The sequence below is a fragment of the Paenibacillus sp. DMB20 genome (assembly GCF_000987955.1).
Taxonomy (GTDB): domain Bacteria; phylum Bacillota; class Bacilli; order Paenibacillales; family Paenibacillaceae; genus Paenibacillus_AQ.
The window spans coordinates 150483-167367 of sequence record NZ_LAZU01000036.1 but is presented as its reverse complement, the minus strand read 5'-3'; the positions used below and the strand labels follow the sequence as shown (position 1 = coordinate 167367).

Genomic DNA, 16885 nt, shown 5'->3' with positions numbered 1-16885 from the left:
CTCCTTGCCTTTTTTCAAACAACCCGCTCTTGAATATAGGGTAACCTTTATTAGCTCCAGTCCTCAACGGACCAGATTCGGGTAACCAAGTCTTCATAAAACTCAGGCTCGTGCGAAACCAACAATACAGTCCCTTTATATTGGGCCAGTGCCTGTTTCAAAGACTCCTTGGCATGAACGTCCAGATGATTCGTCGGTTCGTCCAAAACCAATACGTTGGCGGGGGTCAGCATCAGCTTGCTCAGCCGTACCTTGGCTTGTTCGCCGCCGCTAAGCGTGGATATCGGCTGCCGGATATGCTTCTCGGTAAGTCCGGCGCTGGCGAGCGTCTGCCTGATTTCCTTCTGCGTCAAATCCGGACGAAACGACCACACATGCTCCAGCGGAGTTTCGTCCGGAGGCGACTGTTCCTGGGCAAAATAGGCCGTTTTCACGCGATCGCCGGCTTTTATAAGACCGCTTAAAGGCGGCGATACGCCCAACAGCGTTTTGAGCAGGGTCGATTTTCCGATTCCGTTTTGACCGGTAACGGCAATTTTCTCGCCCCGCTTCACCAGAAGATCGACCGGACCGAATAGAACCTTGGAATAACCGACGCGAACTTGACTTGCCTCCATGATTTTATTCACCGGCTCCGCGTGAACGGAAAAAGCAAAACGCGGCTTGGGAGCGGTTCGATGGAGTTCGATGCTTTCCATCCTTTCCAGCGCTTTTTCCCTGCTTTTGGCCTGTTTGGCCTTCCTGTTCCGGTTTTTCTGAATAAAGCTTTCCAGCCGGGATATTTCCTTCTGCTGCCGTACATAAGCATCTTGAACGAATTGCCGGTTTTGTTCGTACTGTTCTCTGAAGGCGGCATAGTTGCCGGTATATCGTTTAACAACTTGATTCTCCAGATGCAGGATGGTTCCGGCCACATCATTCATAAAAACTTCGTCATGCGATATGACGAGAAATGCGTGTTCGTACTGTTTCAGATAACCGGTCAACCACGCAATATGACGGTCATCCAGAAAATTGGTCGGCTCATCCAACAGCAGGATCTCGGGTCTCTTTAAAAGCAGCTTTCCGAGCAGGAGTTTGGTTCGCTGCCCTCCGCTCAACTGGCTCACGTCCCGATCCAAACCGATGTCCGCTAAGCCCAGACCGGCTGCAACCTCCTGGATTCGCATGTCCAGCTGATAGAAGCCGCCGATGTCCAGAGCGGCCTGGCAGTCCGCGTATAATGACAACAGCCGATCAAGATCCTGATCGCCCGAGCCCATCCGGTCCGCGAGATCGTTCATTTCGCGCTCCTTGTCGTATAAATCCCGGAAGACATCGCGCAGCGCCTCCAAAATGCTCGTGCCGGGCTGCAAATGCTGATGCTGCTCCAAAAATCCGGCCTTGATGCCGGGATGCCACCGGACGGAACCGGAGTCCGGCAGGATTTCCCCTGTCAATATGCGGAGCAGAGTCGATTTCCCTGCCCCGTTATTTCCGACTAAAGCGGCATGTTCGCCTTTAAGTAGCCGGAATTCAAGTCCCCGAAACAGCTGTTTATCTCCAAAAGAATGGTTTAGCTGTTCTACGTGTATGATGCTCATCCTCATTCTCTCCTTCGGTTTATATATTGGCAACCAACCGGGAGAGCAATAGGCAAGAACGTTATTCAATTCTTCATTATGGATCCGGCAAAACATACAGGCAATAAAAAAACGGGTAGGTGAATGCACACCTTACCCGTTATCCACGCTCATCGGCATGGTTATCATAAGGAGGAATCACGTTCTTTATCTACTGTTCATCGGTTGGAATAGCTAAAAATGGGCAGACTTCTCCCGTTTATCCCAAATGCCGAATTAAAACAGTAGATAAAAGAACATATCCATCCTCCTTCATCATCGTTATGACACAGCTGAATGCTGCTAAATTAGAGTATATCCCCCTCATTTGGAAAAAGTCAATATATTTCCAACAACTTAGAGAAGTCTGCCTATGAAATACAGGCTCTCAACGGGGGCATCATCCCAACTGCCGTTCAAAATGGCTTGGACATCGTTCAACGTATCCTGAAGGCTGACAGACTCCCCTTTCTTTCCGGTATAAGGTTCGGCTACGGTAAAGGGCTGTGTTAGATATGCCTCCAAACGCTCTCCCCGGTGGTAGGTCTCTACCTCCGAGCCTGGAATGCCCGCAATTCCTTTTACATTCACGAGGGCGCGAAGCTCTCGATAACGGCGCAGCAGCTTCTGTGCTCTCTGTTGAACCGATAAATGATTTTGATCCAGATGGGCGCCTTCAAGCACGGACGAAGTCGAATACAGCGGGTTTAAAGCCGGGAACATCCGTCTGGCCGTAAGATCCGCATCAAAGTACCACAATGTTTCCAGCGGACCATAAGGCATATCTTCATCCATCACATTTCCTTTTAAGTCCACCAGGAAGGTCGTCACGTGAAGAATGCCTTCATTCTGCAGGCGTTCTTGCAGCTCATAGATCTTTCCGGTAAGCACATGCTCGCGGTCGACGGCTAAAACGATCTTTTGGTCCGGATTCGCCCTCGTTATGATGCCGTAAGCCTCTTCCATGGAATGGGCAACCTGTTCTACGTCATCGAGCATATCCTGAAGCTCCGGGTAATTCCCGTTCGGCTTGATCATCATGGTCAAAAAACCGTTCAATTTGAAATGGTGAAACAGTTCACCGAGAATAACCAGCTGTCCCATGCCTGGACGGGCAACCAGACCGACCGTCCCTCCCATGGCTAAAGGAGCAAATAAATCAAGCGTCTTTATCTTCGTTTCAATCATTTCGATTGCCTCCCCTCGAATGATCAGTTCGTCAAGACTGCACTTGGCCAGCGACGCTAACGCCGCGATCGTGCGGACTTCCGCCCGGCCAACGGGTATTTTTCCGGTACAAAGATTGGACACGGTGGCCGGCCGAAGTCCAACGGAACGGGCAGCCGTCGTCAGATTCGGAACCCTCTGTCTTAGTAGTGAAACATTTAATTTTAGCTGATCCATAGCGTATCCCTGCCTTTAAGGTCTTTAATCGTTTTCATGGTGAACCCACTTCGCATTAACCTAAATATCACTCCTCCTTTCTATTCGGATTAGGTTTAAGCCGGGCTGGATTATGAATTTCCATGTTGTTACTTTATAAAGTAATATAAATTACTTTATAAGTCAATATACAATTTACCTTTGAAAGTATTTATTTTTGTCCTCAAGAGAAAAACAAACGTTTGATTACAGCACAAATAAACCATCGACAACCTATCGATGGTTTACTTTAGGCAAAAATATAGGCTAGACGTTGGCACTAAACGCTAGATGACGTTTGATTATTCCCCGGTTTCCGCAAATTTGCGGATCCGTTCCCCGATTTGATCCCTTACTGTTTGGAACACTTCCCACTTTTCTTCTTCCGACCCCTTAGCTTTGGCCGGATCATCGAAGCCCCAGTGCTCCCGGCGCACATGAGGAGGGGTCATGGGGCAGCGGTCCGCGGCATCTCCGCACAAAGTAACGACCAGATCCGCCTGGCTTAACAATCCCGTGTCAATGATATCCGAGGTTTGGTGCGAAATATCAATGCCGGCCTCGTTCATTGCCTTTACCGCGTTAGGGTTCAAGCCATGAGCCTCAATCCCGGCGCTGTAAACGTTCCATTCCTCCGACAAATGCTTTTTGGCCCACCCCTCAGCCATTTGGCTGCGGCAGGAGTTTCCTGTGCATAAGAAATAAATCGTTTTTTTATTCATTTCGGTTTCTCTCCCTCTTCATTCCCGATTTAAATGATCAACAGCCATAGATAAAGGCCGATCAGCGTAATGGCCAAGGTTGGGATCGTCAAGATCAGACCAGTTTTAAAGTAGATGCCCCAACGGATCTTCACGCCTTTCCCGGATAGTACGTGCAGCCATAACAAGGTAGCCAACGATCCGATCGGCGTGATTTTCGGTCCGAGATCGGAGCCGATCACGTTCGCGTAGATGAGCGCTTCTTTTACGGCGGCTGTCGTGTGGGTTGCGTCAATGGCAAGCGCATCGATCATCACGGTCGGCATGTTGTTCATCACGGAAGACAGAATCGCGGCGATAAAGCCCATGCCGAGGGTCGCGGCCATCAAACCTTGGTCGGCCACGGTTTGGATAACGTCTGCAAGCACATCCGTGAGCCCTGCATTACGCAGGCCGTACACGACGACGTACATGCCGATGGAGAAGAACACGATGGCCCACGGCGCCCCCTTGATCACCTCCGCGGTTTGCACGGCCGGGCTCCTTTTGGCCATCAAAAGGAAAAAAACAGCAATAACGCCCGCTACCAAGGAAACCGGAATATTGAAAAACTCGCTTACAAAGTATCCTGCAAGCAATACGGCAAGAACAAGCCAGGATAAACGGAACATCTTATGATCGCGAATCGCGCTATCCGGATGCTTGACCTGTTTACCGTCAAACCGTTTTGGAATACTTCGGCGGAAGAACAAATACAGAACCAGAATGCTTGCCGCCAAAGAAAACAGGTTGGGAATCATCATATGGCCCGCATATTCCATAAACGTAATTCCGAAAAAATCTGCGGATACGATATTAACCAAATTGCTGACCACAAGCGGAAGCGATGTGGTGTCCGCAATAAATCCGCTTGCCATGATGAACGGCAGCACTTTTTTCTCGTCAAAATCGAGTGCCCGTACCATCGCCAGGACGATCGGCGTTAAAATCAATGCCGCCCCGTCATTGGCGAACAAAGCAGCGACAATCGCTCCAAGCAGGGTGACAAAAATAAACATCCGGACTCCGCTGCCCCTTGCGGCTAATGCCATATGCAGCGCCGCCCACTCAAAAAAACCGATCCTGTCCAGAATAAGCGAGATCAAGATAATCGCTATAAATGCAAGCGTTGCGTTCCAGACAATCAACGTGACATCCCATACATCGGTAAAATCCACGACCCCCACGAGCAAAGCCAGTACGGCACCGCCGCAAGCAGACCAACCGATGGATAAATTTCTGGGCTGCCATATCACAAGGATCAGTGTAATCACAAATATCAAACCTGCCATAATCACGGAAACCAATGCGCTGCCCTCCCACTATCGGATTGTATTCATTTCTTGTACGAAACCCATTATATAATCATCCGATTATATATTCAATGAAATTTACCCTGGTTAAAATGAACCTTGTGAGGAAATTGCCGGATCCGTCCGACAGAAGCCAAGCGGGGGATACCGGTATGGTCATAGGTGTCGACATGGCACCGATATGCTCTCCCGTGCCCGCAGAAAGGGAAAAAGGAAGTTTTACCAATACCGAATTCCGCTTGGAGCCTCTATCGATCGATACATCGTCTCGGCCATCATCCAGGCCGTCAAGTCTTAACTATAAATAACAGCCCCGCCTCTGACCAAGCAGAGCGGGGCTGTTCATTTTATTTGACGCTGACTGTGATCGAAACGGTTTTTGAACCGAACTTGGCTTTGATGCGGGCAGTGCCCTTGGCAACCGCTTCGATTTTTCCTTCCGTTACTTTGGCAACGGAAGGTTTACTGCTGGTCCACAGCACGTTGCTAGTGACGCTGTTCGTCTTTCCTGTGTCATACTCTGCTGTCAGCGATACGGTTTTCACCGCGCCTGGCGCCAGAGTTATTTTTTTCTCGCTTGGGATCAGCTTCGTCAGTTTCGGCACGACTTTGACCTGCACACTGGCTTCTTTCCCTTGATAGGAGCCCGTTATGGTTGCGCTGCCCTCGGCAACGGCTTTCACGGAAGATCTAGACGTGGTGGCAACCGACGGATTGGATGAAACCCAGTTCATCTTAGATGACAAATTTATCGTTTTGCCATTGGCAAAATAACCGGTAACTTTAATGGACTTGCTCTTCTTGAGGTTAAGCTCGACGGATTCCGGCTCAACCTTGATTTTTACAATCTCCTGCTCGACAGTGACCGGAATTTTGAGCGATTGATTCAAATAAGTTCCTTTTAAAACCGCGGAACCTTTAACCAATCCCCTGATGCTGCCGTCCTTGACAACAGCCGTTGTTCCGGTCATCGACCATTCAACGGTGGATACTTTTTCTTCGCTCCCATTCTCAAGAACAGCCGTTACTTCCGGCAGGGTAGCCGATTTTCCGGTAATCAGCTGATACTCTTCGACGGAAGGCATCAAAACCAGCACTTTATCGCGAACGGACACCGTGATTCCGGCTACTTTCTTTGAACCGATCGTCCCTGTCAGCACGGCATTCCCTTCGGCTACGGCCTTGACTTTCCCGTCATCGACTACAGCAACCTTCTCGTTATCGGTTGTCCACTGAACCGACTTGCTGAAATCCTGAGTTTCATTGTCCAGCAAAGTGCCGGTAACTTTTGGCGTTGATTTGCTCTCGCCTTTGACCAACTCCAGTTTGTCGACATCGGTTTTGAAAGCAGTAACCGTTGGATGCACCGTGACACGGAATTCCTTGCTGATTCCGCGATAGGAAACCTTGACGCTCGACGTGCCCGTGGCTCTTGCTTTGATCGTTCCGTTATCAACGGTTACCGAAAGAGGGTTGGACGAAGTCCATTCGGCCGTTATCGGAACGGATTCCTCCGGCAAGTTACGCACGGTTGCCTCGACCTTCACTTCATCCTGCAGGAACATGACCGGATTTTTTATAAACTCTTGATTGCTCAAAATCAGCGCTTCGTACGGATTACGTACATAAACGTCGATCGTTGCCTTCGATCCGAGATATGTAGCCGTGATGGTTGCTTTGCCCAATGCTACAGGCTCCAGCTTGCCGTCAACGATCTTGGCCACCGAGGTGTCGGAGGATTTGAGCTCTGCCGAAGCGGTAACATCCGTGCCCTGGCCGACCTCTGAATCCGACGTTTTGGCATAAACCGTAAGCTGAACCGGACTATCGCCGACGAGCATTTCCTGAACATCGCCCGGAGCGATCGAAAGCTTGGTATAAGGGGATACGACTTTGATTTTGTACGAATCTTTGAGTCCCTTATACGTTGCCGTAATGGTAGCCTCGCCTTTGCCTATCAGTTTCAGTTTGCCTTTATCCACCGTGGCTACGCCTTCGTTGGAAGAACTCCATTCGGCAGCCGTCGTCACGTCGTTGGTGGAATCGGCCAGCGCCTTTACTTCGATGCCTTCCGTTCCAAGCTTGTACTCGACCTCTTTAGGCTGATTGATTTTGAACTCTTCCGCAGCATACTTCGAAACGACTTTAATCGTGGTCACGGAAGTTTTGTATTTGGCGGTGATCGTAACCGTACCTTGATCAAGAGGAGTTAGCAGGCCTCCGTCTACCTTGACGATTTTGCTGCTGGAGGAAGTCCAGCTGGCTTCATTGGTTACGTCCTTCTTCGTTGTGGATCCTTCGAATGCCGCCAATACGCGAAGTTGTTTCGTCGTCTCGGCTACGGTTAGTTGAATCTCGCTCTCGCTCGTGTCGAAACCGATGGATGTCAGATCTCCGCTAGCGGCAAAGACCGATGCGGGAAACACCATTGCCAGCATAAGCACGACGGCAAGAAAAAACTTGCCCGTTTTCCTGTTCACGATCATTCATTTCTCTCCTTTGCTCTCCACATTTCATGTTATTTACCAGTACTATACCAGTTTATCGACATTTATCACGCAGAATGTTACCTTTTCACTAAAGTTAGGAAAATAGAACCAAATTAAATGGAGATAATTGTATATTTACAGACCAATATTTTACTTATACTGCTAGCATTTCTCTCGTGTTTTATTCTCATTTTCTGAAAATCTCTTTTTTTATGACTTTAGGCCTACAAAATAAAATGCTGCCAGCCGATATAACGTTTGTTAGTTGTTATTTGACACCGTACATAAAAGGAGACTCCGTATGTTGATGAAACGAATCGCCGCTTTACTTGCCGCAGCCATGCTTGCACTCGTTACCCCCCTCTCTGCCGCTTCCCCTGGCAAAATGGCCGCCTATGTCGACCAGAACAGCCAATCCTTCATACCTGTCGGTTCTTTGAAAAGTTACGAGGGGGTATCCGTAAAGGTTGTTCCAGCCGAGAAGAAAATCGAAATTTCCAAAAACGAGACCCATTTGACGATGTATGTCGGCCGGAAGACAGCCTTGGTTAACGGAAAAAACACTTCCCTGAAAGCCGCCCCCTTCCGCGATAACGGCACGGTATACGTCCCGCTTCCGTTCGTCAGCCGGCACTTAAATCTCGCCCTCGCGTGGCAGAAAGACTCGTCTTCCGTGGATATGACGCTGGATGAAAAGTCGCTTTCGCTTCCGGTACAGAGCGGTAAAATAATTCCCGCATCCGAAAAAGCCATCGTTACCGCACGTAAAACCTTTAAGGTAGGCTCCCGCTCGATGAGCGCGCAAACCGTGACCATCTCGCTTTTGCATCCCAAGGTCGAGCTGGACGTCGCCATGGCAGGCAACAAAGCAGGGAACGTGGAAGACTTGAAAAGCCTGGCCAAATGGAACCACGCCGTCGTTGCCATCAACGGTACTTTTTTTGACGCTTATTCGAAAGGCTCCTATAAAGCCCCGTACGGTTACGTGTTTGGGGGAGGACAGATGCTCAAGGACAGTCCCGGCGACCGGCGTACCGTGTTCACCTTTGATCAGAACCATTTGGCACGGCTGATTCCCGGATTGGATTTCAAGGGGCATTATTCGAAGGATCAGGTTAAAGGCGCTGTTCAAGCCGGACCGCGGCTGCTCGTGGACGGGAAGATATCCCTTAACGTCACGAAGGAAGGGTTCAAAGATCCCAAAATCCTTACGGGCGGAGGCGCACGCAGCGCTTTGGGCATAACCAGAGACCATAAACTCATTCTGCTAACCACGGGCGGCGCCACGATTCCGCAGCTGGCCGAAATGATGAAACAGGCCGGCGCTTACCAGGCCATGAACCTGGACGGCGGGGCCTCCAGCGGACTGTATTGCAACGGGGCATACCTTACCTCGCCCGGCCGCAAGATCAGCAATGCCATTATTGTCAAGTTGAAATAAAGCCCGGCTTTCCACGCTGGCGCGCTTTGCTTATAAGGTGAGGACTTCAACGCTGGCATGTATCATTAGCAGCATAACAAAGAAGGGACTGTCCGCCGAATGAACCACACCCGATTGTTTGTCATGCCTAACAATTGGGTGTAGTTTAATGCCGCTGGACAGCCCCTTATTTTTTACAGGATCACGTTTGGATAACCAACAAGTGCTTTTCCCGGTTTACGATTAAGAAGATGCATCGAAATAATTATTTTGAACGGGCCTTCAGCTCGTCCATCGTCGTTTGAATGATAATCTCCAAGCCTTTGAGCATCGTTTCGTAACTTAACGTCGGCAGGGACGGCTTGCCGGCCGCCATCTCCGTTGATGCCGGAAAGTGCACAAATCCACCGATGGCGTTCGGCTTGCTGGTACGGATTTCATCGAGAAGCGCGTACATGGTGTTGTTGCAAATGAAGGTTCCGGCGGTGTAGGAAATCGATGCGGGAATTCCGCTGGCCGTCATACGGTTCACCATGTCACGTACCGGCAGGCTGGAGAACAGTCCGTCCGGACCACCCGGACGGATCGGCTCGTCTTGGGGTCTGCGGCCTTTATTGTCGGGATATGGCGCATCCGGAGCAATATCCTTGATATTCACGGCGATCTTTTCCGGCGTAATGGCGGTTCGCCCGGCCGCCACGCCGCATGCGATGACGGCATCGGGTTCAAATGACCGGATTTCTTCCAGCAATATTTCGGCGCATTCATCAAAATGAACCGGAAGGAGTTTCGTTTTTATTTCCGCTCCCTCCATGGGAACCTGGACGATATCCTTTATAAGCTGTTCCGTCGGGTTGATGCTGCTGCCTCCGAAGGGCACGAAGCCCGAAATCAATATTTTCATGGTTTCTCCTCCTTATAACGTTAACGCTATCAATATGTACGTAAACGACACTAACAACGTAAGTATGAAGTCATCCTTATGAAAGCGCGTGGTGACTGACTCAGGAATGGCTCATTCCCGTTAATGATCTTTTCGGCGAATCGGTTCAATCGTTATTCCTTCATGCTGCAGCCGAGTCCGCAGCTCGCTTGCAAAGGATACGGCAAAATCCCCATCCCCATGTATGCACACCGTATCGGCCTGAATCGGCAGGCTGCCCCCTGACAAAGTCATGACCTTCCCTTCCCTCACCATACGGAGAACCTGATCGACAGCTTGCCCAAGGTCCGAGATCACTGCACCCGGCATTCGTCTTGGCGTCAGGGTCCCGTCATCCTGATACGTTCGGTCCGCAAACACCTCCGCCGCCGTTTGAAGACCTGCTGCTTTCCCTGCGCGGATCAGCTCGCTGCCGGCCAGCCCGTACAGGATAAGATTACGGTCGAATTGCTGAACAGCTTTAACGATTGCGTCCGCAAGAGGCCTTTGCGCCGACGCCATATTATAAAGGGCTCCATGCGGCTTCACATGATGAAGCGTTCCGCCTTCCTGCCTGATAAAGGCATCAAGGGCACCGATCTGATAGGTAACCATATCGCAGGCTTCGGTTGGCGAAACGTCCATGTTGCGCCTGCCGAAGCCTGCGATATCCGGCAGGCCTGGATGCGCCCCGATCGCTGCTCCGGCCTTCAATGCCTCTCGAACCGTCTTCCTCATGACCGAAGGATCGCCCGCATGGAATCCGCAGGCTATGTTCACGGACGTAACATGGGCAAGGATCTCCTCATCCCTTCCCAACCGGTAAACCCCGAAGCTCTCCCCCAAATCGCAATTCAAATCCACCTTAAGCATGAAAATCCTCCTTTAGCCTGAATCGGATCATGGTTTTCAGGCCGCTGATTTTTCGGTTCCAATCGAGATAAGCGGCTTCCGCCTGCGCCAGCGTAACCGATCGGAAAGTGACGGATGCGCCTGGAGGAATCTGGGCGATGACCGGGATATCGATGGAAGTTACTTGCGCAATTTTGGGATAACCGCCGTGGGTTTGCCGATCCGCCATCAGGATGATCGGCTGTCCATCGGCGGGGACCTGAACCGTACCGAGCGAAACAGCTTCGGAGATGTACTCCCGTTCAGAGCGCAGACGTAATTTCGGGCCGATTAAACGGTAACCCATACGGTCCGATTGCGGACCTACCTTATACGTTTGGCTGAAGAACAAAGCCCGGCTATCCTCATCAAAATTATGATACTGATTTCCGTAGATCGCGCGAATAACCGGAGACTCATCATATTCGGGAAAGAGGGACGGCGGAATGGACCAGTTTACCGCAAAAAAAGACCCACTCCCCTTCCAAGTGTTTTTCCGGGGCGGATTCAAGGCGCTCTTCCCGATAGAAATTTCATCTCCGGCCGCAAGCGCCCTCCCCTTCATTCCGCCGATCCCTGCCCGCATATAGGTACTACGGCTGTTTAATACGACGGGGACATCCATTCCCCCGGCTGCCGCCAAATAAGACCTGAAACCCGAAACCGGCTTCTGAAAAGACAGCATGCTCCCGGAGCGAACGTATACAGGACGCCACATCGGCACGGGCATTCCCGAAATGACCGGACCCAAATTCCCCCCGGTCAGGGCAATCCACATATCCTGCTCAAACCTGGCGGAGAAGCCGGACCAGGTTATCTCTATCGCGGCTTCCGCTTCATCATTTCCGGTCAGCCAGTTTGCGGCGCGGTGCGCGAAGGCGTCCATCGCTCCCGATACGATAACCCCGAGCTTGCCGTATCCGGGTCTCCCCAAATCCTGAATCGTGGACAATATTCCCGGCTTTAAAATCGTGAGGCTCATAAGACACCTCCCCTAAACATTGAGAACTCGGCCTCGGTGATGGGGCGAAAGCGGATGTAATGCCCGCCTTGAACCAGAACCGGTGGCGAGCCTCCGGCCGAAACAAGGTTAAGGGCGTGCGGCCGATAATCTGCCAGCCTCCCGGCGTTTCGATCGGATATATCCCGGTCTGGTTCCCCGCGATGCCCACCGATCCCGGCGGGACTTTAAGCCTCGGCGTTTGCTTCCTCGGCGCCGCAATGGAATCCGGCATTCCCCCGATATAGGGGAACCCTGGCGCAAACCCCAGCGCGTACACCAGGTACGGGCTTTCCGAGTGAAGGCGGATGACTTCTTCCTCCGTCAATCCGTTAAAGGAAGCCACGTATCCCAGATCGGGACCGTACTCGCCGCCGTAACAGACCGGAATATCGATCACCTCGGGACTTCCCGGGTCAACTTGATGAAGCATGACCAGCCTTTCCTGAAGCAGCGAGCAAACATAATCGTGTATCGTATTGAAATCCTCCGTTTTTTCCACCTTAGCAAGGTCATAATGGACGCTGAGGGTTGTGTAAGAGGGGATACATTCGATAAAACCCTGAAAAGGCCGGCTTTCAATCAACCGGACCGCGGCATAGACCCGCCGGTGCGCCTTATCGCTGATTTCCGCGCCCATCCGGATGATTACCGCGGAATCTCCCAACGGCCGAATCTCAAAAAGTTGGCCTGACATGTCTGTCGCCCCTCCTTCTGCGCAGCGATAAATTCGCTTGGATGTTTATTTCCATGATATCAGACCGAAGGCGGTTTAGAGTGAAAAATATACCGGGCCGCAGCGTGATTCCAATCGGACTATTTCATATTAAAAAGCCGAACCCAAGCAGAAACGCCCGTCTTCATAAGACGAGCGCTTTCCACGAGAAATAGGCTTTTGTATTATTGAATGCTATGCAATTGTTCACTTATGCGTCGATGGATGCCGGCGTTTGCGGCAATGATTCCGGATGTTCCCCAGCCAAACCGCTCACCCGAAACGTCGGTTACGACTCCGCCTGCTTCTTTTACCAATAAAGAACCCGCCATCCAGTTATATAACTCAGAGCCGTATTCATAATAGCCATCTACCCTCCCGCAAGCCGCATAGGCGAGCTGAAGCGAGACCGATCCCAGCATTCTTACGGCAAAAGCTTTCGGCAGGACTTGCGAGAGCGCGTTTAAAGTAAGCCGTGTTTGCTCCGTATCTTTACCCGGAAAAGACGGCGGCGTTGTGGCCAGGATCGTATCGCTTAATTTTTTTCTTTTGTGCAACCTGAATGCGGCTCCCGTTCAAAAAGGCCCCTTGACCGGCAACGGCATGAAACAATTCCCGATGTACCGGATCATATACAAAAGCCAGTACGGGCTCCCCGTCGCGAATTAGACATAAATGAATGGCGTAAGATGAAATTCCTTGTAGAATCTGCACCGCCCCATCAATCGCGTCGCATATCCAATACTCCCCCTGGTACTCTGACTCATTCTGGTTTGAACATCAAACTCGGATTCGGACCATGGAATATGCGGATATTTTTCCGCCAAAGCATTCCTGATATGACCCCCGGCCCAATCGTTGGATTCTTTGAATTGTTTGAATAAACCTTCCGCGGTCGAAGCCCGCTCCTCCCGTTTCGAGATCCGGCATAATCGCTCCCCTACCTCTTTAAGCATTTCCTCGCAAAAACGTATATTAATTGAAGTCATTGTATCATCCGCCTTTCAATGTTATTTTGCAGTAATCGATTTTTTTACAAAAAACTAATCAGCCATTTTGACCGGATGCAGCGCTTTGTTATGCCGGACGCGGCCATGCAGGTAAAAAATCAGAATAAAAGTAACGATCGCAAGGGACAGGCTGCAGAGCAGCGACCAGTTAAACGAAGTGAGATGAGATTCGATCCATGAAGGGGAAGGATTTCTTTTTTCCTGCAACGTTATGGAAGAAAAATATACCGTACCGATTAAGGCCACGCCGAATACATTGGCAATCTGCATAAAGGTACTCAAGATGCCGGAAGCCGAACCCGCAAAATTGCTGCGTACCCCGGATAGTATGGTTCCCATTAACGGAGCACCCACTAACCCCTGTCCCAAACCAAGTAAGAGGAACGGCACCACGAGCTGCCCCCAATGGATTTGTTCCCCGGAAGAATAAGTAACGGCAAGAACGGCGATGTATCCCATCGTTAATATGAAAGCCCCCCATTTTAGAACTGCTTCATTATTCCTTCTGGACCACTTGGGAGCGATTAAGCAAGCCATGAAGAATGCGCCGCCGATAGGGGAGAACGCAAGGGCCGAATCCATGGCGGAAAGCGACAACCCATCTTGCAAGGTCAAGGAAACAATTAGGAAAAAGCCGCCGTTTCCTATTTGATACGCTAGAATCGTAAATATCCCGGAACGAAACGAACGCTCCTTGAAAATTTCAACCGGGATTAGAGGGGTTTGCTTACTCCGGTTCAAGCCCTTCTCCTGAAATAAGAAGATAAAAAACAAAAGCAGCGAGCCTGCAAAACTGATGTATACCCATAACGGCCATCCGGATTCCCTTCCCGTAACCAGCGGGTATGTTAGCAGAATCATGCTGCATGTCAGCAGAATCGCGCCGATCCAGTCCATTCCCTTTTCACCCTTTGAACGCATCTCCGGAATCAAAGGAATAATGAGGAGCACCGCCAATAAGCCGATCGGGATGTTAATCAGAAAGACCGATCGCCATCCCAATCCCCACGCGTTCCAATGGATTAACATGCCTCCGATCATTTGCCCGGCAATTAACCCCAGACCGCTTACGGCGCCATATAAACCAATGGCTTTCCCCCTCTCTTCGGGAGGGAAGATCACTTGGATAATGCGAAGTGTTTTTGAATACTACTATTGTTTTGCCAAAAAAAACGGAAATACAGTCGATCAACGAAGTATTTCCATATAGGGTTCTATGATTTTTTTATAATGCTCTCCATACTTCTCATCCAGCTCGCCGGAAAAATCCCGTTCGATTTGCTCCATGACAAGATCGTGATAGAAGCCGTTCTTCAACAGTTCGATGATAGCGGGGTGGTCGGTCTCAAGCGCGGAAAGCTTCAGCCTTCTGCCAAAGCTGCCGATCATCGCGGATCGGGAATCGCAGAGAATGGAAAATTTTCTGGATTCGACATCCTTCCACTCATCGCTCCGTTTATGCGTCAGGACATTTTTCAGACGGCTGTGGCTGTCTCCAATCGTAATCAGCGTCACCGCTGCTCCTCTTCTCTCCGCTTCCAATAAAGACTCCTCGAACCAGTGAACGTCTTCCGCCCAGATGTCAACTATGACGCTCTGATCGGCATTGGACACCAATCGGCGAATCGCCGCTTCCAGCGCCTTGTCGCCCTGCCAGTTATAAAATGAACTCGTATCTCTTGGCGGCGTATTCAATTCCTCCAGCAGAATCTGGGCGCTTTGTTCGAAATCCGATTTCAACAGGCGGACCAGCTGGTCAATCGGAACGGCATTGTACAGAACGGGATTGGCCTCAATCACGCGGCACATGCCCTTATCCGCCAAGGATCTCAGGGCCGCATAAACGTTGGTGCGCGATACGGATACTCTTTTGGCAATTTCATACCCCGACAGATTAGCTTCCCCGTGCAGCGTTAAATAACACCTGGCCTCCAAATCCGACATGCCGATTTTGCGAAGCTGTTCAATCAAGTGTTTCCCCTCCCTTCAGAATCATTTTTAAAAGTAGTATGCTCAAATACTACTTCGATCAAAAGGAAAAGTCAACCCCTCTTTACTCCCGGTTGGGTCCATGGCTTTATTTGGCGTCGTGGAATATAACTCCAAGAGTATACCGGCTTCCCGTCAACAGTGTGCTTACCCCATGTTTCATCGTCGTCCGGTAATACCCGCGTGTCCCCTGAACAGGCCGGTATTGCGTAGGGAAAATAAGCCCCTCCCCTTGTTCGAGCGTAATGGCATGGCCTCTGCTCTGTGCCCGCGGACGCTGCTCCACCAGCAGAAATTCACCGCCGGTATAGTCGGTCCCCCGTTGATTCAACGCAATAACGACCTGAAACGGAAAGTAGACCTCTCCGTACAAATCCTGATGCAAGCAGTTATAGCCGCCCTCTTCATATTTCAGGATTAAAGGCGTTGGTTTGAACTGTCCCCTGCCGTGGCAGATTTCCAAAAACTCCTGCAAGCCGGCCGGATAGGAAGCCTCAAGCCCGAGCCTTTCGAACCAACGGTTCGCTGCCAGAGCCAGCCCTGGATATAAACCTTCTCTCAGCTGCTGCAGGGTCTCCGGGAGCGGAACGTCAAAATATTTGTACTCTCCTTCGCCAAACCGGTACCGGGCCATATCAATCGTATTACGATACTGTATATCGTCCCGGTAGCCTTCAATCAGTTCCGTGCATTCCCCCTTTTCCAGCAGAGCGTTTAGCTTCGCGAATCCCTGTTGGTCCAAGTCCTCATAAACGTTCTCCCAGTCGATGCGGGAAAGCCGATCCTGAATTCCAAGATGGGGTTCAGGCATGCGCAATGCCTCCTCCGTTAATCGACAACGTTACATTGGCGCCCTCGAGTTCCAACAGACTGCTTTTCATGGCAAGTCCTCCCCTGTAACCGGTAAGGGTTCCGTTCTTCCCGATCACCCGGTGGCATGGCGTGACGATGAGCAATGGATTGGCCCCGATCGCTGCCCCGACGGCCCGCACGGAGGCCGGTTTTTGAATGGCATGGGCGATTTCCGAGTAGGTTGCCGTATGGCCGTACGGTATCGCCTCAAGGGCATGCCAAACCTCTTTTTGAAAAGGAGTTCCGCGATCATCCTTGGGCATTGCAAACTCCTTGCGTTTACCCTGCAGATATTCCATGACTTCATCCGCATACGGACGAAGCATAGTGTCATCCCTCCAGATAGAGATTCTAGGAAAACGGACGCCAGCCCATGCCTCGAGCTCTGCCAAGCCTTGGCCGCTCGATCCTACAAAACACAGGCCCGCTGAAGTTGCGGCAATCAGAATATTCCACGGTCCTGTTTCAGTTTGCGTCCAATAGAGGTTTTCAGCCTGATCGGTTGTACGGATAGTTTTCAT

The 16885-nt window shown here is 50.7% G+C and carries 16 protein-coding genes and 1 pseudogene; 1 reads left to right on the top strand and 16 read right to left on the bottom strand.

The features are described 5' to 3' along the window. Positions 1–50 precede the first annotated feature (50 nt). The 5 genes from XI25_RS19800 to XI25_RS19780 form a co-directional block, all read right to left on the bottom strand. Positions 51–1583 (bottom strand): ABC-F family ATP-binding cassette domain-containing protein, encoded by a 1533-nt coding sequence (locus XI25_RS19800; RefSeq protein ID WP_046679878.1) that lies wholly within the window; start codon positions 1581–1583, stop codon positions 51–53. A 375-nt stretch (positions 1584–1958) separates the two neighbouring features. Continuing rightward, complete coding sequence (locus XI25_RS19795; protein WP_046679877.1) at positions 1959–3005, bottom strand: ATP synthase subunit B; 1047 nt, start codon at positions 3003–3005, stop codon at positions 1959–1961. 320 nt (positions 3006–3325) lie between these two features. Beyond that, positions 3326–3745: an arsenate reductase (thioredoxin) gene (gene arsC, locus XI25_RS19790; protein WP_046679876.1), complete on the bottom strand. Its 420-nt coding sequence runs from the start codon at positions 3743–3745 to the stop codon at positions 3326–3328. A 29-nt stretch (positions 3746–3774) separates the two neighbouring features. Continuing rightward, the gene (locus XI25_RS19785; protein ID WP_442950422.1) at positions 3775–5055 is read right to left on the bottom strand and encodes an arsenic transporter; all 1281 of its coding nucleotides are present in this window, start codon (positions 5053–5055) and stop codon (positions 3775–3777) included. Between the two features lie 368 nt (positions 5056–5423). Continuing rightward, the gene (locus tag XI25_RS19780; RefSeq protein WP_046679874.1) at positions 5424–7562 is read right to left on the bottom strand and encodes an Ig-like domain-containing protein; all 2139 of its coding nucleotides are present in this window, start codon (positions 7560–7562) and stop codon (positions 5424–5426) included. Between the two features lie 310 nt (positions 7563–7872). Between XI25_RS19780 and XI25_RS19775 the strand changes: the two genes are divergently transcribed. Further along, positions 7873–9006 carry a phosphodiester glycosidase family protein gene (locus XI25_RS19775; RefSeq protein WP_046679995.1) on the top strand — a complete coding sequence of 378 codons (1134 nt, stop codon included), beginning with the start codon at positions 7873–7875 and terminating at the stop codon, positions 9004–9006. Positions 9007–9250: 244 nt separating this feature from the next. Here the strand turns inward: XI25_RS19775 and XI25_RS19770 are convergent, their stop codons facing one another. The 11 genes and pseudogenes from XI25_RS19770 to XI25_RS19730 all read right to left on the bottom strand — a co-directional run bounded on the left by XI25_RS19770 (position 9251) and on the right by XI25_RS19730 (position 16885). Continuing rightward, positions 9251–9889: a pyroglutamyl-peptidase I gene (locus XI25_RS19770; protein ID WP_046679873.1), complete on the bottom strand. Its 639-nt coding sequence runs from the start codon at positions 9887–9889 to the stop codon at positions 9251–9253. A gap of 120 nt (positions 9890–10009) precedes the next feature. After that, complete coding sequence (locus XI25_RS19765) at positions 10010–10780, bottom strand: LamB/YcsF family protein (RefSeq protein WP_046679872.1); 771 nt, start codon at positions 10778–10780, stop codon at positions 10010–10012. Then, positions 10773–11780, bottom strand: a complete 1008-nt coding sequence (locus tag XI25_RS19760) for a biotin-dependent carboxyltransferase family protein (protein WP_046679871.1) — start codon at positions 11778–11780, stop codon at positions 10773–10775. The genes XI25_RS19765 and XI25_RS19760 overlap by 8 nt, the downstream gene beginning before the upstream one ends. Next, positions 11777–12495 (bottom strand): annotated as a pseudogene (gene pxpB / locus XI25_RS19755) (5-oxoprolinase subunit PxpB). The gene XI25_RS19760 and the pseudogene pxpB overlap by 4 nt, the downstream one beginning before the upstream one ends. Before the next feature lie 203 nt (positions 12496–12698). After that, positions 12699–13070, bottom strand: coding sequence for an inositol monophosphatase family protein (locus tag XI25_RS19750; RefSeq protein WP_052759683.1), 372 nt, complete (start codon positions 13068–13070; stop codon positions 12699–12701). Continuing rightward, complete coding sequence (locus tag XI25_RS36995) at positions 13006–13227, bottom strand: inositol monophosphatase family protein (RefSeq protein WP_442950419.1); 222 nt, start codon at positions 13225–13227, stop codon at positions 13006–13008. Before XI25_RS36995 ends, XI25_RS19750 begins: the two co-directional genes overlap by 65 nt. Then, a complete protein-coding gene (locus tag XI25_RS32995) occupies positions 13179–13502 on the bottom strand; it encodes a hypothetical protein (RefSeq protein WP_052759682.1) in 324 nt (107 codons plus the stop codon). The genes XI25_RS36995 and XI25_RS32995 overlap by 49 nt, the downstream gene beginning before the upstream one ends. A gap of 54 nt (positions 13503–13556) precedes the next feature. Beyond that, positions 13557–14645, bottom strand: a complete 1089-nt coding sequence (locus XI25_RS19745; protein WP_160308937.1) for an MFS transporter — start codon at positions 14643–14645, stop codon at positions 13557–13559. A 66-nt stretch (positions 14646–14711) separates the two neighbouring features. Next, the gene (locus tag XI25_RS19740) at positions 14712–15494 is read right to left on the bottom strand and encodes a TrmB family transcriptional regulator (protein WP_046679869.1); all 783 of its coding nucleotides are present in this window, start codon (positions 15492–15494) and stop codon (positions 14712–14714) included. Between the two features lie 106 nt (positions 15495–15600). Then, positions 15601–16323 (bottom strand): 2OG-Fe(II) oxygenase, encoded by a 723-nt coding sequence (locus XI25_RS19735; RefSeq protein ID WP_046679868.1) that lies wholly within the window; start codon positions 16321–16323, stop codon positions 15601–15603. After that, on the bottom strand, positions 16316–16885 hold the full coding sequence (locus XI25_RS19730; RefSeq protein ID WP_046679867.1) for a methylated-DNA--[protein]-cysteine S-methyltransferase: 570 nt from the start codon (positions 16883–16885) through the stop codon (positions 16316–16318). The genes XI25_RS19735 and XI25_RS19730 overlap by 8 nt, the downstream gene beginning before the upstream one ends.